Here is a 23,692-nt window from a genome sequence, read left to right on the forward strand (position 1 = left end):
AAGAGTGCAAGACTCCCCCAAAGCTGCAGGCGCAAAAAAACCTACACAGCTATTACTGCAACGATTACTTGCTGATTACTGTTCGAATCGGTCTGACGAGGCAGACGAGACATGCGGCCCTATCCGCTTGTACACGCTTGTACACGCTTGTACATCGGACTCAAGCGCAATGTCATGTTCGTGTCACGGAATGTCTGATAGACCGGGATCCCCTCGGCGTGGCGAAGCGGATTCGAATGCGCAATGCCATCGCGCACCGACAGAGACGGCCTTGCGCCGCCTGAACTTGCCCCCGGTCATCCCCGCTCTCCTTCGCTTACCACGCCGCCGATGTGCCGGCGACGTCAATTGGTCTCTTTCAGTTGTGCTTGATCACACCCTGAGCGCCCGTTGTCTTCTCTTCTTAACTGCTACGGGACGCATTCCAGCGCGACAATATCATAAGATGATTGCACTTCGTCAATGATTTTTTAGAATGCCGGCGGCGCAATGTGCGCAGGCCGCACGCGGCGCGTTTGGGCCATTTTCGTGAAGGTAGGCAATGCGTGTTCCAGCCTCATCGCCCCGATCGGATCGTCCGAATGCCCCTTGCAGCTTGCTGGGGGTGCTGCTTATGGCTAGCTAGGAGCGCAAGAGCCGGCGTGAAAGCGCCGGCTCTTGGCATTCGAGAAGGGAAGATCGATGGCCGGGGTATCCGACGAGCGACGATCCAACGAGGATCGGAGAAGCGGAAAATGCGAGCAGCTCGTTATTTAGGATCACTAATCATCTTCCCGTCGTTTATCTTCGCTTCGCTCTTTCATTCGCCCCCAGGCAGCCCCGACGAGGCAACGACGCGGGCAATCTGACGCTTCGCCGCTTCGTAGACGTGCTCGGGCGTGAACCCGAACTTGCCCAGCAGATCGCGTATCGGAGCCGACGCGCCGAACGTATGCATCGCGATCGTTTCTCCGGTCCGCCCCACATAGCGATCCCATCCAAGCGATGCCGCTTGCTCCACGGCGACCCGCGCGCCGATTTCCGGCGGCAGCACCGCATCCTTATACGCGTCGTCCTGTCGTTCGAAGATATCCCAAGACGGCATCGACACGACCCGCGCCGCGATCCCCTCCTTCGCCAGCCGCTCGTAGGCCTGCATGCACACGTGCACCTCGCTGCCGGCCGCGAGCAGCAGCACCTTGGGCGCCGAGCCGTCCGGGGGATCGGCCAGTACATAAGCGCCCCTGCGCACGCCCTCGGCGCCGGCGTACCGCGTGCGATCGAACGTCGGCACCGGCTGCCTGGACAGCACGAGCGCGGTCGGGCGGCGTGCGCTGGCGAGCGCCATGCACCATGCCTCGCGCACCTCGTTAGCGTCGGCCGGGCGCAGCACGGTCAAGCCGGGCACGGCGCGCAGCGAGGCCAATTGCTCGACGGGCTGATGCGTCGGCCCATCTTCGCCGAGACCGATCGAATCGTGCGTGAAGACGAACACGACCGGAATCTCCATCAGCGCCGCGAGCCGAATCGGCGGCTTCATATAATCGCTGAAGATCAGAAACGTCCCCGTATAGGGCCGCAGATTGCTGAGCGCCAGGCCGTTGGCCACGGCCCCCATCGCATGCTCGCGCACGCCGAAGTGCAGGTTGCGGCCCTTCGGGTCGTCCGCGGAAAAACTGCCCGCGCCTTCGAACTTGAGCAGGGTCTTCGTCGACGGCGCGAGGTCGGCGGCGCCGCCGAGCGCCCACGGCACGCGCGGCGCGATCGCGTTGAGGATCTCGCCCGACGAGGCTCGCGTCGCCTCGCCCTTCGCGTCGGGCTCGAACGACGGCAAATCGGCGTCCCAGCCCTCGGGCAATCTGTGCTGCTCGATCAACTCCAATTCGCGAGCGAGTTCGGGATAGCGCTGCTTATAGGCGTCGAGGCGCGATTGCCACGCCTCGCGCGCTTTCGTACCGCGCGCGCCGACGCCTTGCGCAAAGCGTTCGGGCACATGCGGGGGCACGTAGAACTGTTTGTCCTCGGGCCATCCATAGGCCCGCTTCGCGAGCGCCACCTCTTCTTCGCCGAGCGCATCGCTATGCGCGGCCGACGTGCCTTGCTTGTGCGGCGCGCCCCAGCCGATCACGCTCTTGACGACGATCAGCGTCGGCGCGTCGGTCGTGCGATCGGCTTGCGCGAGCGCCGCCTCGACGGCGGCGCAATCGTTGGCGTCTTCCACCGCCAGCGTATGCCAGCCGTAGCCGCGAAAGCGCGATTGAACATCGTCGCTGTAAGCCAGATCGGTGTGCCCTTCGATCGTCACGCGATTGCTGTCGTAGATCCACGTGAGATTCGACAAACGCAGGTGGCCGGCGAGCGAGGCGGCCTCGTTCGAGATGCCCTCCATCAAGTCGCCGTCGCCCGCCAGCGCATAGACGCGATAGTCGAACAGCGGAAAGCCCTCCCGGTTGTACCGCGCCGCATACCAGCGCGACGCGATCGCCATCCCGACGCTATTGCCCAGCCCTTGCCCGAGCGGGCCGGTAGTCGTCTCGACGCCCGTGGTCAGCCGGTACTCGGGATGGCCCGGTGTCCTGCTGTCGAGCTGACGGAAGTTGCGAATGTCGTCGAGCGATACGGCCGGTGCTTGCGTGGGACATCCTTGGTCATCGACGGCTTTGACACCGGCCAAATGCAGCACTGAATAGAGCAGCATCGAAGCATGGCCGACCGACAGCACGAACCGGTCGCGGTTGGGCCACAGCGGTTCGTTGGGATCGTAGCGAAGATGGTGTTGCCAGAGCTGGTAGGCGACGGGAGCGAGCCCCATCGGCGCCCCGGCATGGCCCGAGTTGGCCTTCTGCACGGCGTCCATGGCCAAGGTGCGGATCGTGTCGATGCAAAGCTTATCGAGAGCGGGGTCTGAGCGCATGGCGTAGCGTCCTCTTCGGGGTTGCAACGGGTGCCTTCGATCGAGCAACACCCATACCCATTCTAGGGCGGCAAAGGCTGCATCGCCCCTGCAGCTTTTAAGGCCCATTAGGACACGTCCTGGACCCGCTCACCGCGATGCCGCCGGAACAGGGGCAAGCGAGCGCCACAGTGCGGGGAACGGTCGTTGCTGGAATCGAAAGCGTGTTCAACTTCGCCCCAAGAGGCATGCATGGCTCAGCATCCGGCTCACGCCCAGGATCACCGGCATCCAGGACAGCCCTCGCCGGTCGCCGGTCCAGAGGGCGGATGCGGCCGCGCGGATGCGGCCGTGCGAGTGAGCAGCTTGGTAGCGGTTCAACCTCCGCCGATGCCCTGCAGCACGCGGCCCGTTCCACCGCAGATCGTGCAAGGCTGCCCTTCCACCATGCCGGTGCCGCGGCATACACGGCAAGGGCTCTCGCCAACGCCCGGCGCATCCGGCGGCGCTTCGTCGCCGGGGTTCTTCGGTTCCTGGGTTTCTTGCATGGGGCACTGTCCTCCGTAAATGGCCGCGGCTCGCCCGCGCTGCCGTCACGTGCGGGGGAGCAATTCCCGGGCCGCGTCACGGCACGGCGGCGTCGGCCCGGCGGCCAATAATCGAATCGCTGCGCCGCAATGCGAGTCGGCCGGGATTTTCGGCTTGGGAACCGATACCCGCCCGGAAATACAGGGTTCCACCTTCCGGGGTCGACTCTACCCGCGCGATTGTGACGAGCGAATTAAACGGAACGCATTATCTGTAACGGAGCGTTTCCGAAAAGTAATGCTAAACAGATGATTCAACGCCTACCCATCAAAACAAACGGGGTGGTAGACAAAGGTTGATCTTCCATATTGCGAACTGCCGAAGAGGGGATTAGTATTGCGCCAACCACGAATCAAGCCCGGTCTCACCCAACCCGCCGGGCATTCGAAACAATTACCGGATCGCTGCAGGATGCGTGCCTGCGGCGGGTAATTACTACCTTTCGCGGTTTACACAATATAAATCTTCGAAAACGTTTTATAGCGTCATATGAATAGCCATTCCGACCGCCTCGTGATTTACGGTTTCAGCCCGGAATTCTTTCCGGTTTCACTCCGTGCTTTTCGCCGACGAAGTAATTGATGCGTTGGGCAACCCGGTGCAACCGGTACCGCCCATTGCTGATCGACGAGATCAATCGACTATCTTTGTTCTACTGGAGAGAAGCATGCTGAGCCCTCACGAACTCGCCACCTTGATGCTGGTCAAGGACGCTCCCGAGCAGATCGGCGATCGCGCCGAGCTGAGCACGTTGCTCGAGCGCCACCTCATCGCGTTGGAACAACCGGCCGAAGACTTCGGTCTGCCTCGTCCGCGTATCACCGAAAACGGCAACTCGATTCTCGAAGCTTGCTCGCGCCTGCGGTAGCGGCGCGGGCAGGCCGGGGTACCGGCGGCGCGACGGCTGTAGCGGCAAGTGCAGTTCGTCGCGCCGCCTTAGTTTTACTTCGTCAAACGCTCATCACCATCAAAGGAGAACCGAAGATGACCAGAAGGATTGCCCTCGTAACGGGCGGCATGGGTGGCATCGGCGAAGCGATCAGCATTCGGCTGCACGATGTCGGCCACGCCGTCGTCGTCACCTATTCGCCGAACAACACGGGCGCCGACGATTGGCTCGCGCGCATGGAAGCGTCGGGCCGGCAGTTCCGCGCCTACCCTGTCGATGTGGCCGATTACGACTCGTGCCAACGCTGCGCCGCGCAGATCAAGGCCGAGATCGGGCCGGTCGACATTCTCGTCAACAACGCCGGGATCACGCGCGACGCGAGCTTCAAGAAGCTCGACAAAGGCGGGTGGGACGCCGTGCTGAGCACGAACCTCGATTCCGTGTTCAACATGACGAAGCACTTGTACGAGGACATGACCTCTCGCGGCTGGGGGCGGGTCATCAACATCTCGTCGGTCATCGGCTGCAAAGGCGGCTTCGGGCAGACGAACTACGCGGCGGCCAAGGCGGGCATGCACGGCTTCACGAAGTCGCTCGCGCTCGAAGTGGCTCGCAAGGGCGTGACCGTCAACACGGTGTCGCCTGGCTTCATCGCCACGCGCATGGTCACGGCCGTTCCCGAAGAAATCATGCAGACGAAGATCCTGCCGGAGATTCCGGTCGGCCGTCTCGGCGAACCCGAAGAGGTCGCCGCGCTCGTGGCCTATCTGTGCTCGAACGAGGCCGGCTTCGTCACGGGCGCCAACATCTCGATCAACGGCGGTCAGCATCTGCAATAACCGTAGTACTCGTCGTATCCGTAGTACCCGGTAAGCCGCGTCGACGGCTCCGGCCAAAACTGAAAAACGACGGCTGCGGGCGGCTCACGCCGCGATGCTCAGCCGCACGTCCCGACCGGTACGCCTCTCGCTTTGCAGCCGGTCTGTATTTCTCGCGCCGCCTTCGGAAACTCGGTCTGAACGCGGCGCACTCGTATCGAACGGCGGCGATGCTCGCCTGAGCACATCCGGAGGCGTCAAGCGCTCCGAGCACCGGCCGGTATCGAACGCGCATGCCGAAAGCGGCACACGGCCCGGCACGAGGCTTGCAGCGTCGCCCGGCGCCGATGAGTCGCGCCGTATCCGGCTTGGGCCTTGCCCCTTTTCGGCCGTTCGCATCGGCGCTCAAACGAACTACGAGAGGAACCGCTCCATGCAATTCGCCTTCGCGCGCCCGGCGCTCGCCGCCGCCTTGCTTTGCGCCGCCACGTGCTTTGCCGCCGAGCCCGCCGCCAAGCCGGCCACGCAGGCCCCGTCGGTGGCGCCAAGCGAGCACGCCGCATCGGCAGGCACGCCGGCCGCCGCATCGAGTCCGCTCGCACAGCCTTCGGCCCCGCCACCTCCGTCCGAAAGCTTCGGCGATCTTTACCGGGATGTCGAACTCGCCCATCTGTTTCCCGACAGCAAGACATTCGCCGACATGATTCCGAAGGAATCGCCGGCGCGTATCGTCGCCGCGTATAAAGCCGCGCACGGGCAAGCCGGATTCAATCTGAGCAAGTTCGTCGACGCGCATTTCGACATGCCGCCGCACGACGCGCGGCCGTATGTCTCCGATCCGAAGCAAACCGTCGTGCAGCATATCGACACGCTGTGGAACGTCCTGCGCCGCGATCCCGATCCCGCGGCGAACCGCCGCTCGTCGCTGCTGCCGCTGCCGGCCCCGTATGTCGTGCCGGGCGGGCGCTTCGACGAGGTCTATTACTGGGACTCTTACTTCATCATGCTCGGGCTCGTCGCCAGCGGCCGATTCGATCTGGCGAACGACGAATTGAAGAACTTCGCGGCGCTGATCGACCGGTACGGACACATCCCGAACGGCAATCGCACCTACTACCTCAGCCGCTCGCAGCCGCCGTTCTTCTCGCAGATGGTCGGGCTGCTCGCCGAACACGACGGCGACAGCGTCTATCTGCAATATCTGCCCGAGCTCAAGGCCGAATACGACTACTGGATGGACGGCGCGGCGACGCTCCCGCCGGGCCACGCCGCGCTGCACGTCGTGCGTCTTTCCGACGGCACGGTGTTGAACCGCTACTGGGACGAGCGCGCGGCGCCGCGCGACGAGTCGTATCGCGAAGACGTTCAAACGGCCCGCGCGATGCCGCAGCGCAATGCCGGTGATCTCTGGCGCAACCTGCGCGCGGGCGGCGAGACGGGATGGGACTTCAGCTCGCGCTGGTTCGCCGATAACCGGACGCTGGCCACGATCGACGTCACGTCGCTCGTCCCCGTCGACCTGAATTCGCTGCTCTACGGTCTCGAGCGCACGCTGGCGAAGGCGTACCGCCTCCAGGGCGATGCCTCGCGCTCGGAGAACTTCGATGCCCGCGCTTCCGCCCGCGCCGAAGCGATCCGCCGCTGGCTTTGGGATGCGCATGCCGGCGCGTTCGTCGATTACGACTTCGTTCACCGCGCGCCGCGGGAACGTTTGACGGCCGCGACGGTGTACCCGCTTTTCGCGGGCGTCGCCTCGCGTCAGCAAGCGAACACCGTTGCCCAGTCGATCAAACACGGCCTGCTGCGGCCGGGCGGTCTGGCGACCACGCAAGTCACGACAGGCCAGCAATGGGACGAACCCAACGGCTGGGCACCGCTGCAGTATCTCGCGGTGATGGGGCTGCGACGCTACGGCGATCCAGCGCTCGCTCGAACGATCGCGACGCGGTGGATCAAGACGAACGTCGACTACTACGTGCGGACCGGGAAGCTCGTCGAGAAATACGACATCGGCCGCAACGCCGGGCATGAGTCGGCAGGCGGCGGCGAGTATCCGCTGCAAGACGGATTCGGCTGGACGAACGGCGTCTTGCGGCAGCTATTGCTGCTCTATCCGCATGCGGTCGATGTCGAGCACGCCGTGCCCGCCGCGTCGTCCCCGGAAGCCGCCTCCGTCTCGCCGGCAACGGCTGCCGGGACGATCGCGGCCGTCGCCGATTCGAACATTGCTCGCTCGCTGTTCGGTGTGAGCGACGGCCTCGTCGCGCATTGAACGTCGAATACGAAGCAGGCTATGACGTCGCGCGGGACGACCTGGATCCCGATGCGCCCGAGGCAGGAGGCGTGAAGCTCTGAGTGCGAGGGCTCTGGGTGCAAGGCGCTCCGAGCCCAAAGCTATCATTTGCGCGACGGCGGCCGGCGCCGAAAGGCGGCCGGCCGCCGTCGCATTTCCTCTTCCCTCTACTGCGTCACGGCTTGGCGGATGATGCGCCTTCCGGCTGGCTGGCTGCCGTCGCGTGGTGATGATGCCGGCGATAATGCTTCTTGTGCTTATGCGCGTGCCGCGCGGTGCTGCTCGACGCGCCGTTCGCCTCGGGTGACGCGGTCGTGCCCGGCGGCATTGCCGACGCACCGGCGGTTCCGGCCGCCCCTTCGCTGCCCGGTGTCTGCGTCATGCTGGCTGGCCCTCCTTGCGACCCGCCTCCCGCCGCCGTCTGCGCGAACGACGGTGCTACCGATAACGCCAACGCGGCCGATACAGCTGACACAGCCGATGTGAAAAGTGCCCGGCGGACGATACGAATCTTCATCGAATCACCTCCTTCAGAAAGTTAACGACCTATTGAGGCCAGGCGCGCCGCGAAGCTGCCGCGACGCATGAACCTAGTGCGCCGCAACAGACATGCCATAGTCTTTCCTTCGCCTTTCATTGTCGATGCAGGGCCGATCGCATCGTTTCGACTTCGGCGGGCGTCACGGGCTGCGCCTCGTTGCCCCAAGCATTGCGGACGAAGGTCAGCACGCGCGCCATCTCCGTGCTACTGAGCTTGCCGACGAAGGACGGCATCCGTTTCGACTTCGGCCCGTCGATCGTGTCGGCGCTCTTGCTGCCGTCGATGAGCAGACGGATCAACGACGTTGCCTGCGGGGCGACGACGGCCGGGTTGCCCGCGAGCCGCGGGAATTTGCCCGGCTCGCCGCGGCCGTCGGCTTTATGACAGCGAGCGCAGAATGCGTTATAGAGCCCGGCGCCGGGATATTCGATCGACCCCGTGCGCAGCACGCTCACCGTCGCATCGTTGCGGGCGGGGTCCGTGTCGATATGGCCGCTCTTCGCTTGCGGCGGCAGCGTCTTCAAGTACGTCGCGATCGCTTTGAGATCATCGTCGCTCATGTACTGCCCGCTGTCTTCGACCACTTCCACCATGCTGCCGAATGCCGATAGCCCGGCACCGTGGCCATGCTTGAGGAACGCGGCGATATCGTCGGCCGAGAGGCTGCCGAGCCCCGAATCCGGGTCGCCCGTCAGGTTCGGCGCAAACCAATGGTCGTTGGTGCCGCCGGTCAGATAGAGCCGATCGCCGTCGTTGAGCCCGCGTTCTTCGTAAGCGGGCCCGCGCGGCGAGTGACACGCGCCGCAATGGCCGAGCCCCTGCACGAGGTACGCGCCGCGATTCCACTCGGCGCTTCGATCGCTGCGCGGGTCGAAACGCTCGTGCGGCGCGAACAATTCGTCCCAAACGGCGAGCCCCCATCGTTGGCTGAACGGAAACGGCAATTTCGTTTTCGGCACGGGGGAAGCGACGGGCTTCACGCCATGCATGAAGTACGCGTAGAGCGCGTGCATGTCGTCGTCGGAGATCTTCGAGAACGAAGGGAACGGCATCGCCGGGTACAAATACTTGCCGCCCGGCGCGACGCCGTCGCGCACCGCGCGCTCGAAGTCGTCGTAGCTGAAGCGGCCGATGCCGAACACGGGGTCGGGCGTGATGTTGCTCGTCCAGATCGTGCCGAACGGCGAGCCCATCGGCAGCCCGCCCGCGAACGGCGGCGAGGGCTTTGGAGGCGTACCCGTCGGCGCGTTCGTGTGGCACCCTGCGCAATCGGCAAGCTTGGCGAGATAGGCGCCTTTCGCGACGAGCGCCGCGTCCGCGGCATCGTCGGCGCAGCACGTCGAGGGCAACATGACAGCGGATGCGAAAACGAATGCGAACGCCAACGCTAGTGCGCCGCTCGCGGGGCCGCGTCGAAGCCGTCGAGCGCGCAAACCGAACACCATAAGCTCCTCGTTATCCATTGCCGGCGTCACGTACACGCCGACACGAGTCCGGTGGCCACGTCCGTCGCCACCAGCGCGAACAGGAACAACCCGCTCGCCATCAATCCCAAACGGGCGACGAAGGCTTCGCCCTCCACTTTCGTATCTTTCGATTCCGGCGTTTGACGACGCTCGCTTCGTTTCAAGCGGCGCCAGTTGCGCCACGCGAGCCCCGTGCCGCACAGACCGACGATGAACAGCAGCGCGCTCATCCCGCCCACGCCCCACTCCACGCTCGACGCCAGCGGCATATGCAGCGGCATGTCGTGCGGGAAACACGTATGGGCGATCAGCGTCTCGCCCGCGCAGATTTGCAGCAGCCAGGCGGCGGGCGTCGCCACCGTGCCGATCGTCAACAGCGGAACCGAAACGGGGCGCCTTCCCTGGGCGGGATTCGTTTCCATGTCACCGCAACCAATAGGGTGTGAGGTACAGCGTCGTGAAGATGAAGAGCCACACGACGTCGACGAAGTGCCAATACAAGCTGCCGATCGTGAGTGCGGCGCAGCGCCGTTCGTCGAAATAGCCGAGCGCCGTCCACCATGCGAGCAGCGCAAGGATGACGATACCCACGACCACGTGGCACAAGTGAAAACCGGTGATCGTGAAATAGAGCGAGCCGTAGAGGTTCGACGTCATCCCGTACGGGTGATCGTGCCATTCGTGCAGTTGGATGCCGACGAAAATGATGCCGAGCACGATCGCCACGCCCATCGACGCCACGGCCCAGCGCTTGCGCCGGCGCCGCACGAATCGTTCGCATAGCCACGCGAATACGCTGCTCGACACGAGGATCGCGGTATTGACCGACGACAAACCGAGCTTGGGCAATCCCTCCGGCGGCCAGGGGGTGGTCTGCTGCACCGCTAGATAGAGGTAGGAAAAGATCAGATAGCCGAATAGCGAGGCCTCGGTCGCGATCAGCATGATGCAGCCGAGCATCCCGCTCGCGCGCTCGCCGGCGCTGCCGACCGGCAAGGTGTTGGCCGGATGCAGCAGCACGGCTTGGGTGTCGTCGCTCACGCTATCCCTCCTCTACTGGCGCGGGTTCGCGCTGCACGAGCGCACGCTGCGGCCATAGCCACACGATGATCGAAACGCCGCACGCGGCGATCAGCACGAGCGCCGCCCCCCACCATCGCAGCGCGATCGCCGCGAAGAACAATGCCGCGAACACGCTGAGCCAGAACGGCGCATAGGAGTCCTCGGGCATCTTCAAGATCACGTGCGGCTTGCCGCTGAGCGCCGTCGTCCCCAATGCTTCGCGGCCTTGCATCACGATGTAGCCTTCGTCCAGATGCGAGCGCGCGCCCACGGGCTTTTCCGTTTCCTCCTCCATGCGCCCTTCCCAAAGCGGATGGCGGCTTGCGACGATCGGTAGGACCGCGAAGTTGTACGGAGGCGGCGGCGAAGGCGTCGACCATTCGAGCGACGGCGCGTCCCAAGGATTGTTGCCGGCGATCGGCCCGCGCCTCAGGCTATAGAGAACATCGACGAGGAATACCAGGATCCCGAACGCGAACATGAACGAGCCGATCGACGACAGCATGTTGACCGTGTTCCACCCCATGTCGGGCGCATAGGTGTAGATCCTGCGCGGCATGCCGAGCAGCCCTGCGATGTGCATCGGGAAGAAGCCGAGATTGAAGCCGACGAACATGATCCAGAACGCGATCTTGCCCAGCCGCTCGCTCATCATGCGGCCGGTGAATTTCGGAAACCAGAAGTAGATGCCGCCGACGACGGGAAACACATTGATGCCGATCAGCACGTAATGCAAATGCGCGACGACGAAGTAGGTGTCCGTCAATTGCCAGTCGAGCGGCACGGCCGCCGTCATCACGCCGGACACCCCGCCGATCACAAACAGAATGACGAACCCGGCGAAGAACAGGAACGGCGCTCGGAACACCGGCCTGCCGAGCCAGATCGTCGCGATCCAGGCAAACGTCGCGACGGCGCTCGGGATCGAAATGATCATGCTGGCCGAGCCGAAGAACGCCAAAGCCATCGGCGGAATGCCGGTCGCGAACATATGGTGGATCCATACGACGAAGCCGACCACCATCGTCGCCACGGTCGAGATCGCAACGGGGCCGTAGCCGACGAGCGGACGCCGGCAAAACACGGGCAGCGCGTCGGATACGATCCCCATCGCCGGCAGCACGACGACGTAGACCCACGGGTGCGCGAAGATCCAGAACAGATGCTGCCATAGCAGCGCGCGCCCGCCGCCGCCCGTCACGTCGAAAAAGTGCGTGCCGATTCGCCGGTCGAGCCACAGCATGAAGAACGCCAAACTGACCGAAGGCACCGCCAGCAGATTGCCGGCCGACGCCGTCAGCGTGCCCCAGACGAGCACGGGAATGCGATCGATCGACATGCCCGCCGCGCGCATTCGCAGCAGCGTGACGACGAAATTCACCGCGCCGACCGTCGTCGAAATGCCGAGCAAGATCATCCCGAGCGAATAGATGTCGATGTTCGGGCCGGGATCGTAGGTGAGACTGGACAGCGGAACGTAATTGAACCAGCCGGCGTCGGCCCCCTCCCCGAGCGGAAAACTCGCGTAGAGGAAAATGCCTGCGAATAGGAACACCCAGTAGGAAAATGCATTGAGGCGCGGAAACGCCATGTCGCGCGCGCCGAGCACGAGCGGCCATAGATAGTTCGAGAAGCCCGACAAGATCGGCAGCGCGTAGAGGAAAATCATCGTCATGCCGTGCATCGTGAAGAGCTGATCGTATTGCTCGGGCGTCAAGATGCCGGCATTCGGGCGCGCCAGCTGAATGCGCATGATCAGCGCCTCGACCCCGCCCATCAGCAAGAAGATGAATGCCGTCACGAGATAGCGCAGGCCGATCGACTTGTGATCGACGGTCGACAGCCAGCCGCGCCAGCCCGGGCGCGTCTCCCATAGCTCGAGCAGCCGCGCCTCGCCTTGCTCGTCGAGCCTGCCGCGCTGCAGCGGCCGCCGCAGGCGCACGGTACCGGGAGGATCGCCGGGCAAAGCGGAGATAGGCGTCTCTGACATCGTTCGTCGCTCAATGCAAAGTAGAGAGGTAGGCCGACAGCGCAGCCGCGTCCGAAGCGGAGAGCGCGATCGACGGCATCAGGGAGCCAGGCTTGATGCGCTGCGCGTGCTCGATCCAATCGAGTTGATGCGCCGGGGTATTCGTTGTTTGCCCCGCCGCGATCAAGCGGCGCGAGGCGAGATGCGTCAGATCGGGCGCCTGCATCCCCGCGGCCGGCGTGCCGCGCACCGAATGGCATCCCGCGCAGCGCTCGCCGAAGATATGCTGGCCCGTGCGCGCATCGGGCGTCGTCACCGGCTGTGCGCCGCCGCGCTGCGCATCGGCCCACGCATCGAATTCGGCCCGCGGCTGCGCGACCACTTCGAAGGCCATGTGCGCGTGCTGCACGCCGCAGAACTGCGAGCACTGCCCGCGATAAACGCCGGGCGTATCGGCTTCGATCCATTGCTCGTTCGTCTGGCCGGGGATCATTTCCGTCTTGCCGGCGAGCTGCGGGGCCCAGAACGTGTGGATGACGTCGGCGCTTCTCAGCTCGACGCGCACCGGCACGCCGACCGGAATGTGAATCTCGTTTGCGGTGACGAACGCACGCGACGAATCCGCGGCATCGGTGTATTCGATCTTCCACCACCAGTCATACGACGTGACGTCGATCGTCATCAAGGGGTCGTGCGCCGGCGACGCGACCGATTCGAGCGTCGTCATCGCGTAGACGAGCGCGGCAAAGAGCGCGATCGACGAAATACCCGTGCCGATGACGATCCAATTCATCCCGCCGGTGTCGGGAGGCAACTTGTCCTCGGTGCCGGCGGGAGATTTGGGGCGGCGCCGGGCCAGCGCGCCGACGAGCAGGATCGCGATGATGAGCATCACCGCGCAGACGAGCCCGATCAGCGCCCAGCCGAGCTTGTATGCGGGAGCCGACGCCGGGCCGGCCGCGTGCAGCAGATATTGGAGGGGCGCCGCGCTCATCGTGTCGTTCGCTCAGCCGGCGATTCCGCTCAAGCCGTTATCGCTGTCTCCGGCCGGGCTCTTTGCACTGCTTTTCGACCCGTCACTGGGCGTGTCGTCGCTGCCGCCGCCGTCCTCGCTCGCCCCGCCCTCGCCCGGCTTTGGAGAGGGCTTCGGATCGATTCGCGTGGCGCCGCCCACCGCGGGCGGATCGCTCGCGGGGAACGTCTCGTCCACACCGTGATCGATGCGCTCTTCTTCATGGTTCGCTTCGCTATGTCGCTTACTGCTTCCGGTAGACATGGCATACCCTCCGCAACGCGTGGAAACCAGCGTTGCCATGCAAAGGCTATGCCCGAACCTTTCGGAACGTGCCGCGTTTCCGACCCTGTTCCGGGTATGCCGTTTGCAAACGGTCGATTAGTTTTTGATGGCGACCTCTCATGCCCGAAGCCGACCCACCTTCCCACGAAGACAACCGCGATCCATCCCACGACGAGCGCGGTCGGAGCGACGCCAAGCGCAATGGCAATGGCAATGGCAATGGCAATGGCGACGACGACAACGACAACGACGACGGCAAGCCGCGCAGCAAAAAGCTGCTGATCATTCTGGCCGTCGTTGTCGTATTGCTCGTGATCGTTGCATTCGTCTGGTGGTTCATGACACGCAATCAAGTCAGCACCGACGATGCTTATACCGATGGCAATGCCGTCACGATTGCGCCGAAAGTCGCGGGCTATGTCGTCAAGCTCGCCGTCAACGACAACGTCTATGTCCACAAGGGCGACGTGCTCGTCGAAATCGATCCGCGCGAATATCGCGCGCAGGTCGACGATGCCCGCGCGCAATTGGGGCTGGCGTTGGCGCAATTGCAAACGGCACAGGTCGGACTCGATATCGCGCGCGTTCGCTATCCCGCCGAATATCGGCAAGCGCAGGCCCAGACGGCAACCGCGCGGGCCGATCTGCGGCAAGCGCAAGCCTCATACGATCGGGAACACAGTGTCGATGCGCGTGCCACATCGCAGCAAAGCATCGATGCGGCCGATGCCAAGGAAGCGTCGGCACGGGCGTCCGTCAAGCAGGCACAGGCTCAGCTTTCCACCGCCTCGCTCGTCGAGCAGCAAATTCGTCAGGCGGTTGCCGCCGTCGAGGAGCGGCGTCAGCAGGTCGATCAAGCGCGCGCCAAGCTGGAGCAAGCGGATTTGAATCTCTCATGGTGCGAAGTACGCGCGCCGTCCGACGGCTGGATTACTCGCCGCAACGTGCAACTGGGCAGCTATTTGCAGCCTGGCGCGTCGCTATTTTCGATCGTCACGCCGCAAATATGGGTCACCGCGAACTACAAGGAATCGCAGCTCGATCAAATGCGCCCGGGCGACAAAGTCAAGATCGAGGTCGACGCCTACCCGAGCCTCACTTTGCACGGCCACGTCGACAGTATTCAGCAAGGCAGCGGTTCGCGGTTTTCGGCATTTCCCGCGGAAAACGCCACCGGTAATTTCGTGAAGATCGTGCAGCGCGTACCCGTCAAGATCGTCATCGACAGCGGAATGCCGGCCGATCGTCCATTGCCGCTCGGGCTGTCCGTCGAGCCTACCGTTTACCTGAAGTAACGCGACCGCATCGATCGAGCCATGGCGAACGAGAACTGGCACCCCACCGCGAACCCTTGGGTCATCGCCGTCGTCGTGACGCTGGCCGCGTTCATGGAAGTGCTCGATACGACGATCGTCAACGTCGCATTGCCGCATATCGCCGGCACGATGTCGGCGAGCTACGACCAAGCGACTTGGACACTCACGTCGTATCTCGTCGCGAACGGCATCGTCTTGCCGATCTCGGCGTTCTTCGCGCGCCTGCTGGGACGAAAGCGCTACTTTCTGCTTTGCATCGCCGCGTTCACGGTGTGCTCGTTCCTCTGCGGAATCGCGACGAACCTCGGCGAACTCATCGTCTTTCGCATCGCACAAGGCTTTTTCGGCGGCGGCCTGCAGCCGAACCAGCAATCGATCATCCTCGACACGTTCCCGCCGGCCCAGCGCTCGCGCGCGTTTTCGATTTCGGCCGTCGCGATCGTCGTCGCACCGGTGCTCGGGCCCACGCTCGGCGGTTGGATCACCGACCACTTTTCGTGGCGCTGGGTGTTCTTGCTCAACGTTCCCGTCGGCATTCTCACGACGCTTGCCGTGCAGCAACTCGTCGAAGATCCGCCCTGGGCACGCGTCCAGCACAAAAAGCTGTCGATCGACTACATCGGTATCGGGCTGCTGGCCGTCGGGCTCGGCTGCCTGCAAGTCATGCTCGATCGCGGAGAAGACGAGGATTGGCTCGGATCGCCGTTCATTCGCGTATTCGCCGTGCTGGCAGCGCTCGGGCTCGTCGGCGCGGCGGTTTGGCTCACCTATGCGCGCCATCCCGTCGTTCGGCTCACGCCGCTGCGCGATCGCAACTTCGCGCTCGGCTGCGTGGCGATGGCCGCATTCGCGATGATTCTCTACGGCAGCGCGGTGCTGATTCCGCAGTTGGCGCAGGAAAGGCTGGGCTACACGGCCACGCTCGCCGGGCTCGTGCTCTCTCCGGGCGCGGTGCTGATCACACTCGAGATACCGATCGTCAGCAAGCTCATGCCACACCTCGAGACGCGCTTTTTCATCGGCTTCGGCTTCGCGCTGCTGGCGAGCGCGATGGCCTACGCGCACACGCTCACCCCCGACATCGACTACAAGACCTTAGTGCTGATGCGATGCTCGCAGTCGGTCGCGATCGGGTGCCTGTTCGTGCCGACGACGGCGCTCGCCTATCTGAGCGTGCCGCGCGACCTGAACAACGACGCATCGGCGCTCTTTACGATGTTTCGCAACGTCGCGGGATCGATCGGGATTTCCGTGTCGACGGCGCTCATTCGAGAGCGCGCACAAGCGCGGATGGCCCATTTGTCCGCCAATATGACGCCGCTGTCGCAGAACTTCAACGATGCCGTGCACGCACGCGCGGCAACGATCGCTTCGCTGACGGGAGCGCCGCCCTCCCAAGCGATGCAGACCGCTACCGGCATGATGTACCAAACGTTCATCGCCCAAGCGCAGATCCTCGCCTATGTCGACGTGTTCGCGATGCTGGCCATTCTTTGCGCGCTATGCGTGCCGCTCATGTTCTTCTTTTCGCCCGTAAAAGCCGCGGGCGGCGGCGGAGGGCATTGAGATGCGGATACGCACGCCACGCGCTTTCCATGCTTTCTTCTTTGTCCCTGCGTGCATCCGTCACATCGTAGGTGCGCACAGCGCCCGACTGGCCTGTTCGCTGGCTGTCTGCATGCTGACGGCTTGCACCGTCGGCCCGGACTTCCGTCCGCCGCAGGCGCATGCGCCGGATAGCTGGCACGACCTCGCGCGCGCCAAGGCCTCCGTCGTGCCCAGCGTCAATGCAGCGAGCGATGCCGAGGCGACATCGAAGCCCGCGATCGTCGTAGACAGCGACCCCGATCCGCAATGGTGGCGCACCTTTCACGATCCCACGCTCGATGCGTTGATCGACCGAGCGCGTGCCGGCAACCTCGATCTTCAGCAAGCGGTCTTGCGTATCGTCGAAGCGCGGACACAAATGCAATCGGCGGCGGCTCAGGGCCTGCCGAGCCTGCGCGCCAGCGCGAGCGACAAACGGGAACAGCTCGGCCTGAAGGGCTTTCTGCAATCGAATGGGGTCTACAGCCAAGTCGATCAGCTCGGCGCGCCGAATTCTCCCGTCAACTCGATCGCACCGGGCGCCGGCCCGGCACTGCAGAAGCAAGCGAACAACGTCCTCGGCGAGCTGACCTCGCCCGTCAATCTCTGGCAAGCCGGGTTCGACGCTTCTTGGGAGCTAGATCTGTTCGGCCGCGTGCGCCGCTCCGTGGAAGCCGCTTCGGCCAATGTCGATGCGGCCCGCGAAAGCCGTAACGATGCCTTGCTTTCGCTCGAGGCGGAAGTGGCGCAGACCTATCTGCAGTTACGCGGGGCACAAGCTTCACGCGATATCGCCGCGCATCTCGTCGACGACGCGCGCGACACGCTTGCGTTGACTCAAAGCCAAGCCAAGGTGGGCCTCGCCAGCGCACTCGACGTCAAGCAAGCCGCCGCCGCGCTCGCGCAAGCCCAAGCGAACGTCGCGCCGTTCGACGGCCAAATCGCGCAAGCCGCCAACGGACTATCGCTGCTGGTCGGCGCCGAGCCCGGCGCACTCGACGCGCAGCTGATGCGGAAGGCGCCGCTACCGCCTTTGCCTCCGCGGATTGCTGTCGGTCTGCCGTCGACGCTCGCGCGGCGGCGCCCCGACATTCGCCAAGCCGAGGCTCGATTGCATGCGGCAACGGCCAACGTCGGGGTTGCGGTGGCGCAGTTCTATCCCGACATCACGCTGACAGGACAAGTCGGCACGCGTGCGTCGAACGCAGCCGATCTGGCGCGCTGGTCCCACCTGTTCTACTCGTTCGGCCCGGCAATCTCGTTGCCGATATTCGAGGGCGGCCAGCTCGTCGCCAATCTTCACATGGCGAACGCAAGCCAAGCGCAAGCGGCGCTGGCCTATCGTCAAGCCGTGCTCGTCGCACTGCGCGACGTCGACAACGCGCTCGCCGTCTATCGCACCGACCTCGCGCACCGCGACGCGCTCTCGACAGCGGTCGATACGCAACGCAGCGCCTTCGACCTTGCAAGTGAACGCTATGCGAAAGGTTTCGTAAGTTTCGTCGACGTGCTCGACGCCCAGCGGCAATTGTCGCAAGTGCGCGCGCAATACGTACAAGCGCAAACGCAAGTCGAGACGGATCTCGTCGCGCTCTACAAAGCATTGGGCGGCGGCTGGCAGGATGCGGCATAGCGTTTGCTGAATCGTGGGACGCGGCCGCATTGGCACGCCGCGCATTCGCCCGACTCCATTCGACACGATTCCGATGACGATAAGGTCCGCTACCGACCGTCCCTCGCACTATGCCGCGGCGCACGACACCGCGCCGATCGCCGCGGTGCGGGCCGATGCGTACAAGATCCCGACCGATGCCCCCGAGGCCGACGGTACGTTCGCATGGACGCCGACCACGCTCGTCGTCGTCGAAATCGAAGCCGGCGGGTGCACGGGCCTCGGCTATACCTACACCGATGCCAGCGTGGTCCCGCTGATACGCGAGACGCTTGCCGAGGTGCTGCTGCACGAACAGGTCAGCCGCATCGCCGCACTCACGCAGCGTCTGTGGCACAAGGTGCGCAACATCGGGCGCTCGGGGCTGTGCGCGAATGCCATTTCCGCACTCGATTTCGCGCTATGGGACCTCAACGCGACATTGCTCGGCGTGCCGCTCGTGCAGTTGCTCGGCGGTGTGTTGCGCGAACGGGTGCCGATTTACGGCAGCGGCGGGTTCACGAGTTACAGCGACGCGCAACTGCGCGATCAGCTCGCTCATTGGGTCGATGTCGACGGCTGTACCGCGGTGAAGATGAAAGTCGGCTCGGATCCGGCCCGGGATCCCTCGCGCGTAAAGGCCGCCCGAAGAGCGATCGGCGATGCCGCCTTGTTCGTCGACGCGAACGGCGCCTTGACGGTCAACGGCGCGCTGCAATGCGCCGAGCGCTTCGCCGAATATGGCGTCGCCTGGTTCGAGGAGCCGGTTTCGTCCGACGATCTCGACGGCATGCGCCGGGTGCGCAATGCCGCACCGGCAATCATGGACATCGCCGCCGGCGAATACGCGTACAACAGCGACGATTTTCGCCGAATGCTCCAAGCGCAAGCGGTCGATGTGCTGCAAGCCGATGCGACGCGCTGCGGCGGCGTGACCGGTTTCATGCAGGCGTCGCAGATCTGCGATGCCTGGCACATGCCGCTGTCCGCGCATTGCGCCCCCGCGCTGCACCGCCATTTGGCGGCGGCCGCCCCTCGTCTGCGCCACATCGAATGGTTCCACGACCACGTACGGATCGAATCGATGCTGTTCGACGGCGCGCCGAAACCGAATCGCGGCACGATCGCACCCGACCTCTCCCGCCCCGGCTGCGGGCTCGAGTTCAAGCGAGCCGACGCCGAGCCTTTCGCACTTTGAACGGAGACACGCACCGATGAATCGCACGGCCAGCGGTATCGTCACGGCTTTGGGCGTCTTCGCGGGCGCCGCGACCGCGGCAGCCGTCTTCAAGACCGCGTCGTCGAGCGGGAACGACAACAACAGCGGTCGCGGCAGCAATACTTCGCGTACTCCGCGCGATGCGCTTGCCAAGGGCTCGCCACGCGTGATCGGCAAAGGCGCGCAACTCGACGCGCACATTCACGCCGCGCGGGCGTTCAATCGAAGTTCAGCGCTGCTCGCCTGGTCGGCGCTCGCCGATTCGGCCGTCGAGCACTATCGCGGCTCGTTCGAGAATCGCGCGATGTACACGCCGCTCGTTCTCGGCACGCTTTCGCTCCTAGCCGGCATTCATGGCGGAGCCGATCACATCGGCAGCCGTCATCCCGTACGCAACGCGATCTATCTGGCCGCCGCCGGTGTCGGTGTCGCGGGTACCGGCTTCCATCTTTACAACGTCACGAAACGTCCAGGCGGGTTCAGTTGGCACAACTTCTTTTACGGCGCACCGCTCGGAGCGCCCGCGGCGCTGCTGCTGTCGGGCGCATTGGGCGCCGTCGGCGAACGGCTGCGCGACGAGCCCGCGCACGATCCGCAACTCGCCGGCATGCCGGCGGGCAAAGCGCTCGCGCTGCTTGCGGCGATCGGCATGGCGGGCACGGTGGCCGAAGTTTCGTTGCTCCATTTCCGTGGCGCCTTTCAGCATCGCGCGATGTACGCGCCCGTGACCATACCGCCGATCGCCGCGGGCCTGCTTGCCTGCGCGGCGCTGGCACCGCCGAGGCCCAACTTCTGGACACGCATCTGGCTGCGCGCAACGGCTGCGCTCGGCGCGATCGGCGTCGCCTTTCATATCCGCGGCGTTGCGCGTCAACAAGGCGGCTGGCGCAATGGGTCGCAAAACGTGCTGAACGGACCGCCGATACCGGCACCGCCGAGCTTCACGGCACTGGCAACCGCCGGCCTCGCCGCCTTGCGCCTCAGAGACACCGAACGTTGAGAGAACCATGAGCCGATCCGATCGATCCCGCTATCCCGGCTACGATGTGCTGCTCAAACGCGACACCCCTTCGTGGGACGACGTCACGCGCGAAGTGGTCGACGCTCGCCTTGCGACGCCCAATACACCGCGCTTCTGCAACGACGCGCAATGGCGCGCGCTGAGCGCCTTATGCGCGGTTCTTGTGCCTCAGTCGTGCAGAGCGGCCTCACCCGGCGACAACGACATCAAACAAGACGATCGCCTCCGTTGGGCTGACCCTGTGGTGCCGGTCGCTGCCATCGTCGACGAAAAGCTATTCAACGATACCCGCGACGGCTATCGCGACGCACGCATGCCGCCGCTGCGCGACGCTTGGCGCGTGGGCCTCGCCGCACTCGACGTCGAGAGCCGCCGCGCCCACGATATCGCCTTCGCCGATCTTGACGAAACGAAGCAACGCGACCTCGTCGAACGAATGCAGCGGGGCGAACTGAAGGATCCCGCCTGGGAGGGCATGCCGTCCAACGTCTTCTTCGAATTGCGCGCGATGCACGATATCGCCGCTGCGTATTACTCGCACCCGCGGGCATGGAGCGAGATCGGCTTCGGCGGACCGGCCAACCCGCGCGGCTATGTGCGGATGCAGGCGAACCGGCGAGATCCTTGGGAGGCGGCCGAGGCGAAACCCGGAGACGAAGAACGCGCCGATAAGGAGAACCGCCGTGCGCGATGACGCCTTTCATACCCCGCGCGGCAAGGGCGGACGCGCCCCCGACGTCTTCACCGTGGGCGGCTGGATGCCGATGCGCGAATACCCGCAGGACGAAGCAGTCGATTTCGCGATCGTCGGTACCGGCGCCGGCGGCGGCACACTTGCGTGCCGGCTCGCCGAGCAGGGCTTTCGCGTGGTGGCGTTCGATGCAGGCGCATGGTGGCGTCCGCTCGAAGAGTTCGCCTCCGACGAGACGCATCAAGCGAAGCTCTATTGGACCGACGAACGCATCTGCGACGGCGAGCAGCCGCTCAAGCTCGGCAGCAACAACAGCGGCAAAGCAGTGGGCGGCAGCACGGTCCACTTCGCGATGGTGTCGCTGCGCTTTAGGCCCGAGTGGTTCAAATCGCGGAGTCTGCTCGGCTATGGCGCCGACTGGCCGATCGATTGGCGGGAGATGTGGCGCTACTACGCCTATGTCGAAGATGCGTTGAAGATCTCGGGCCCAGTCGACTACCCTTGGGGCCCGCATCGCCCTCGCTATCCGTATCGCGCGCACGAGATGAACGAGGCGGCGCTCGTGCTCGCGCGCGGCTGCGAAGCGCTCGGCATCCGCTGGACCCCTACGCCGCTCGCCACGCTTTCAGCTCCGCGCGGGCAGGCACACCCGTGCGTTTATCGCGGGTTTTGCGTCGCGGGCTGCGCGACGAATGCGAAGCAGAGCGCACTCGTCACGTGGATTCCGCGTGCGGTGCGGGCCGGCGCCGAGATTCGCGATTTGGCGATGGTCGGCCGAGTCGTGGTGGACGAGCACGACCGCGCCACCGGCGTCGAGTACTTCCGCGAAGGGCGCTGGCAATTCCAGCGCGCGCGCAACGTGGTCGTCGCGGGCTATGCGATCGAAACACCGAGGCTGCTGCTCAATTCGGCCACGTCGCGCTTCCCCGACGGCCTCGCGAATCGCTCGGGTCTCGTCGGCAAGAATCTGATGGTGCAAGCGAATCAAGCGGTTTGGGGCTTGATGGAAGATGAAGTCCGCTGGTACAAGGGGCCGCCTTCGCTCGCGATGACCGAGCATTGGAACTACACGGACGAAGGCAAGGATTTTCACGGCGGCTACTGCTATATGAGTCAAGGCCCGTTGCCGAACGCTTGGTCCGCAATACAGACCGGCCGGGGGCTTTGGGGCGATGCGCTGCACGGCGAGATGGAGAAATACAACCATCAAGCGGGACTGAAGATCGTCGGCGAAACGCTGCCGCAGGAAATGAATCGCGTGACGCTGGCCGACGAAAAGGATTCTTACGGGTTGCCGATTGCGCGCGTCACACACTCACCGTGCGACAACGACAAGCGGCTCGTCAAGCATGCGCTCGACTTCATGCGCACGGCATTGGAAGCGGCCGGCGCCAAAGAGGTGTGGCAGCAAGAGGACGACACCTGTCATCTGAACGGCACCGCGCGCATGGGGGACGATCCGAACACGAGCGTCGTCGATGCCGATTGCCGAAGTTGGGACATTCCGAATCTTTGGATTTGCGACGGCTCTGTGTTCCCGACCGTAGGTGGGGTCAACCCCTCGTTGACGATCCAAGCCATCGCCTGCCGCACGGCGGACCGCATCTCGGCCCTGAGCGGGCGCGGCGAGTTGTGATCTGAGATGTGACCTGAGTTTACATTTCCGTTGCGTCCCGGATTGACAGCTTCCGGCACGTTCGTTGCGTGAAAACGTAGTGAATGAGCACAACCAATCGGAGGTCAGCGATGGCGGAAAACACGCAAAACAATCCGACCCAGTCACAGCAGAACGAAATCGCGGCGAAGAGCCCGGCGAAGACGCCTGCGGCGGGCGGCGATATGCCCGACGCGAAGACGCAAGGGCAGGCGTTCCACAAGGCTAAGCGTCAGGCATCGACCAGTTGGGTGGGCGCGAAAGATCCCGCCCCATTGCCGACGATGGAACACCGTACGGAAGATGCGAATAGCGACGATCCCGTTGCACGTGCGAACGCGCGGACCGTGTCGGTCGACAACGCCGGCATGGCCGCCTCGGACAACACCGTAGACACGGACGCGAAGGGTCTGGAAGCGCGACGCGATGCATCGATGTGGCAAGACAACGTCATCAACTCGAATGCGACGCTAGAAAACAACGTTTTCGTTCCACCGGATGGCTTGGTCGATCTAGACAGCCGTCCGGGAGGCAACGTGCCGGTGGTCGCGACACGGGAAGGATGGCGGGTGGCCTATCACGGAACCGTCGACGTGCCCCAGCGCGACGGCACGCGCGCCGAGCAGGTATTCACGCTCGAACGGACGGGGAATGGGTACAGCCACGGGTAACGGCGAGTGCCGACCGAGGGGGCTGTCGCGACGTCGACCGGCGCCGCGTTCGCCGCCTGGTCGGTCGAGCATTGTCAAATAGGCGCC

At 64.4% G+C, this 23,692-nt stretch carries 20 protein-coding genes; 11 read left to right on the forward strand and 9 right to left on the reverse strand.

The annotated features are described in order from the left end of the window. Positions 1-799: 799 nt before the first annotated feature. Together tkt and DWV00_RS34085 are read right to left on the reverse strand one after the other, a co-directional pair. A complete protein-coding gene (tkt, locus tag DWV00_RS16840) occupies positions 800-2,893 on the reverse strand; it encodes a transketolase (RefSeq protein ID WP_115534744.1) in 2,094 nt (697 codons plus the stop codon). Positions 2,894-3,249: 356 nt separating this feature from the next. Then, positions 3,250-3,420 carry a hypothetical protein gene (locus DWV00_RS34085; RefSeq protein ID WP_181885490.1) on the reverse strand — a complete coding sequence of 57 codons (171 nt, stop codon included), beginning with the start codon at positions 3,418-3,420 and terminating at the stop codon, positions 3,250-3,252. A 707-nt stretch (positions 3,421-4,127) separates the two neighbouring features. On the opposite strand from DWV00_RS34085, the gene DWV00_RS16845 reads away from it, so the two are divergent. The 3 genes from DWV00_RS16845 to treF all read left to right on the forward strand — a co-directional run bounded on the left by DWV00_RS16845 (position 4,128) and on the right by treF (position 7,439). Then, the gene (locus DWV00_RS16845) at positions 4,128-4,328 is read left to right on the forward strand and encodes a hypothetical protein (protein ID WP_115534745.1); all 201 of its coding nucleotides are present in this window, start codon (positions 4,128-4,130) and stop codon (positions 4,326-4,328) included. 116 nt (positions 4,329-4,444) lie between these two features. After that, positions 4,445-5,188 (forward strand): acetoacetyl-CoA reductase, encoded by a 744-nt coding sequence (phbB, locus tag DWV00_RS16850; protein WP_115534746.1) that lies wholly within the window; start codon positions 4,445-4,447, stop codon positions 5,186-5,188. A gap of 412 nt (positions 5,189-5,600) precedes the next feature. Further along, positions 5,601-7,439, forward strand: coding sequence for an alpha,alpha-trehalase TreF (gene treF, locus DWV00_RS16855; RefSeq protein WP_115534976.1), 1,839 nt, complete (start codon positions 5,601-5,603; stop codon positions 7,437-7,439). A gap of 196 nt (positions 7,440-7,635) precedes the next feature. Here the strand turns inward: treF and DWV00_RS16860 are convergent, their stop codons facing one another. From DWV00_RS16860 to DWV00_RS16890, 7 genes are all read right to left on the reverse strand, one after another. Further along, on the reverse strand, positions 7,636-7,842 hold the full coding sequence (locus tag DWV00_RS16860) for a hypothetical protein (protein WP_115534747.1): 207 nt from the start codon (positions 7,840-7,842) through the stop codon (positions 7,636-7,638). A gap of 251 nt (positions 7,843-8,093) precedes the next feature. After that, positions 8,094-9,446 carry a c-type cytochrome gene (locus DWV00_RS16865; protein ID WP_115534748.1) on the reverse strand — a complete coding sequence of 451 codons (1,353 nt, stop codon included), beginning with the start codon at positions 9,444-9,446 and terminating at the stop codon, positions 8,094-8,096. 26 nt (positions 9,447-9,472) lie between these two features. Then, entirely contained in the window at positions 9,473-9,889 is a 417-nt protein-coding gene (locus DWV00_RS16870; protein ID WP_115534749.1) for a hypothetical protein, read from the reverse strand. 1 nt (position 9,890) lies between these two features. After that, a complete protein-coding gene (locus DWV00_RS16875) occupies positions 9,891-10,508 on the reverse strand; it encodes a cytochrome c oxidase subunit 3 (RefSeq protein WP_245964912.1) in 618 nt (205 codons plus the stop codon). A 1-nt stretch (position 10,509) separates the two neighbouring features. Beyond that, the gene (gene ctaD / locus DWV00_RS16880; protein WP_115534750.1) at positions 10,510-12,519 is read right to left on the reverse strand and encodes a cytochrome c oxidase subunit I; all 2,010 of its coding nucleotides are present in this window, start codon (positions 12,517-12,519) and stop codon (positions 10,510-10,512) included. Positions 12,520-12,529: 10 nt separating this feature from the next. Continuing rightward, on the reverse strand, positions 12,530-13,492 hold the full coding sequence (coxB, locus tag DWV00_RS16885) for a cytochrome c oxidase subunit II (RefSeq protein ID WP_115534751.1): 963 nt from the start codon (positions 13,490-13,492) through the stop codon (positions 12,530-12,532). A gap of 12 nt (positions 13,493-13,504) precedes the next feature. Then, the gene (locus tag DWV00_RS16890; RefSeq protein WP_115534752.1) at positions 13,505-13,774 is read right to left on the reverse strand and encodes a hypothetical protein; all 270 of its coding nucleotides are present in this window, start codon (positions 13,772-13,774) and stop codon (positions 13,505-13,507) included. A 140-nt stretch (positions 13,775-13,914) separates the two neighbouring features. On the opposite strand from DWV00_RS16890, the gene DWV00_RS16895 reads away from it, so the two are divergent. The 8 genes from DWV00_RS16895 (at position 13,915) to DWV00_RS16930 (ending at position 23,605) form a co-directional block, all read left to right on the forward strand. Next, positions 13,915-15,090 (forward strand): HlyD family secretion protein, encoded by a 1,176-nt coding sequence (locus tag DWV00_RS16895; RefSeq protein WP_115534753.1) that lies wholly within the window; start codon positions 13,915-13,917, stop codon positions 15,088-15,090. A 21-nt stretch (positions 15,091-15,111) separates the two neighbouring features. After that, positions 15,112-16,677, forward strand: a complete 1,566-nt coding sequence (locus DWV00_RS16900; protein ID WP_115534754.1) for a DHA2 family efflux MFS transporter permease subunit — start codon at positions 15,112-15,114, stop codon at positions 16,675-16,677. A gap of 112 nt (positions 16,678-16,789) precedes the next feature. Continuing rightward, on the forward strand, positions 16,790-18,331 hold the full coding sequence (locus DWV00_RS16905; RefSeq protein WP_181885491.1) for an efflux transporter outer membrane subunit: 1,542 nt from the start codon (positions 16,790-16,792) through the stop codon (positions 18,329-18,331). Positions 18,332-18,404: 73 nt separating this feature from the next. Further along, positions 18,405-19,547 (forward strand): enolase C-terminal domain-like protein, encoded by a 1,143-nt coding sequence (locus DWV00_RS16910; protein WP_115534756.1) that lies wholly within the window; start codon positions 18,405-18,407, stop codon positions 19,545-19,547. Between the two features lie 16 nt (positions 19,548-19,563). Next, positions 19,564-20,568, forward strand: a complete 1,005-nt coding sequence (locus tag DWV00_RS16915; protein WP_115534757.1) for a hypothetical protein — start codon at positions 19,564-19,566, stop codon at positions 20,566-20,568. A 7-nt stretch (positions 20,569-20,575) separates the two neighbouring features. Continuing rightward, the gene (locus tag DWV00_RS16920) at positions 20,576-21,283 is read left to right on the forward strand and encodes a gluconate 2-dehydrogenase subunit 3 family protein (RefSeq protein WP_115534758.1); all 708 of its coding nucleotides are present in this window, start codon (positions 20,576-20,578) and stop codon (positions 21,281-21,283) included. Further along, positions 21,273-22,916: a GMC family oxidoreductase gene (locus DWV00_RS16925; protein WP_115534759.1), complete on the forward strand. Its 1,644-nt coding sequence runs from the start codon at positions 21,273-21,275 to the stop codon at positions 22,914-22,916. The genes DWV00_RS16920 and DWV00_RS16925 overlap by 11 nt, the downstream gene beginning before the upstream one ends. A gap of 110 nt (positions 22,917-23,026) precedes the next feature. Continuing rightward, complete coding sequence (locus DWV00_RS16930) at positions 23,027-23,605, forward strand: DUF3005 domain-containing protein (protein ID WP_115534760.1); 579 nt, start codon at positions 23,027-23,029, stop codon at positions 23,603-23,605. Positions 23,606-23,692: the final 87 nt, after the last annotated feature.

Origin of the sequence: Trinickia dinghuensis (genome assembly GCF_003367175.1) — a bacterium.
GTDB lineage: Bacteria > Pseudomonadota > Gammaproteobacteria > Burkholderiales > Burkholderiaceae > Trinickia > Trinickia dinghuensis.

Bases quoted from the DNA above. Each gene is read 5' to 3' on its own strand.
- tkt (WP_115534744.1), bottom strand. From the start codon at position 2,893: ATGCGCTCAGACCCCGCTCTCGATAAGCTTTGCATCGACACGATCCGC.
- DWV00_RS34085 (WP_181885490.1), bottom strand. From the start codon at position 3,420: ATGCAAGAAACCCAGGAACCGAAGAACCCCGGCGACGAAGCGCCGCCG.
- DWV00_RS16845 (WP_115534745.1), top strand. From the start codon at position 4,128: ATGCTGAGCCCTCACGAACTCGCCACCTTGATGCTGGTCAAGGACGCT.
- phbB (WP_115534746.1), top strand. From the start codon at position 4,445: ATGACCAGAAGGATTGCCCTCGTAACGGGCGGCATGGGTGGCATCGGC.
- treF (WP_115534976.1), top strand. From the start codon at position 5,601: ATGCAATTCGCCTTCGCGCGCCCGGCGCTCGCCGCCGCCTTGCTTTGC.
- DWV00_RS16860 (WP_115534747.1), bottom strand. From the start codon at position 7,842: ATGACGCAGACACCGGGCAGCGAAGGGGCGGCCGGAACCGCCGGTGCG.
- DWV00_RS16865 (WP_115534748.1), bottom strand. From the start codon at position 9,446: ATGGTGTTCGGTTTGCGCGCTCGACGGCTTCGACGCGGCCCCGCGAGC.
- DWV00_RS16870 (WP_115534749.1), bottom strand. From the start codon at position 9,889: ATGGAAACGAATCCCGCCCAGGGAAGGCGCCCCGTTTCGGTTCCGCTG.
- ctaD (WP_115534750.1), bottom strand. From the start codon at position 12,519: ATGTCAGAGACGCCTATCTCCGCTTTGCCCGGCGATCCTCCCGGTACC.
- coxB (WP_115534751.1), bottom strand. From the start codon at position 13,492: ATGAGCGCGGCGCCCCTCCAATATCTGCTGCACGCGGCCGGCCCGGCG.
- DWV00_RS16890 (WP_115534752.1), bottom strand. From the start codon at position 13,774: ATGTCTACCGGAAGCAGTAAGCGACATAGCGAAGCGAACCATGAAGAA.
- DWV00_RS16895 (WP_115534753.1), top strand. From the start codon at position 13,915: ATGCCCGAAGCCGACCCACCTTCCCACGAAGACAACCGCGATCCATCC.
- DWV00_RS16900 (WP_115534754.1), top strand. From the start codon at position 15,112: ATGGCGAACGAGAACTGGCACCCCACCGCGAACCCTTGGGTCATCGCC.
- DWV00_RS16905 (WP_181885491.1), top strand. From the start codon at position 16,790: ATGCTGACGGCTTGCACCGTCGGCCCGGACTTCCGTCCGCCGCAGGCG.
- DWV00_RS16910 (WP_115534756.1), top strand. From the start codon at position 18,405: ATGACGATAAGGTCCGCTACCGACCGTCCCTCGCACTATGCCGCGGCG.
- DWV00_RS16915 (WP_115534757.1), top strand. From the start codon at position 19,564: ATGAATCGCACGGCCAGCGGTATCGTCACGGCTTTGGGCGTCTTCGCG.
- DWV00_RS16920 (WP_115534758.1), top strand. From the start codon at position 20,576: ATGAGCCGATCCGATCGATCCCGCTATCCCGGCTACGATGTGCTGCTC.
- DWV00_RS16930 (WP_115534760.1), top strand. From the start codon at position 23,027: ATGGCGGAAAACACGCAAAACAATCCGACCCAGTCACAGCAGAACGAA.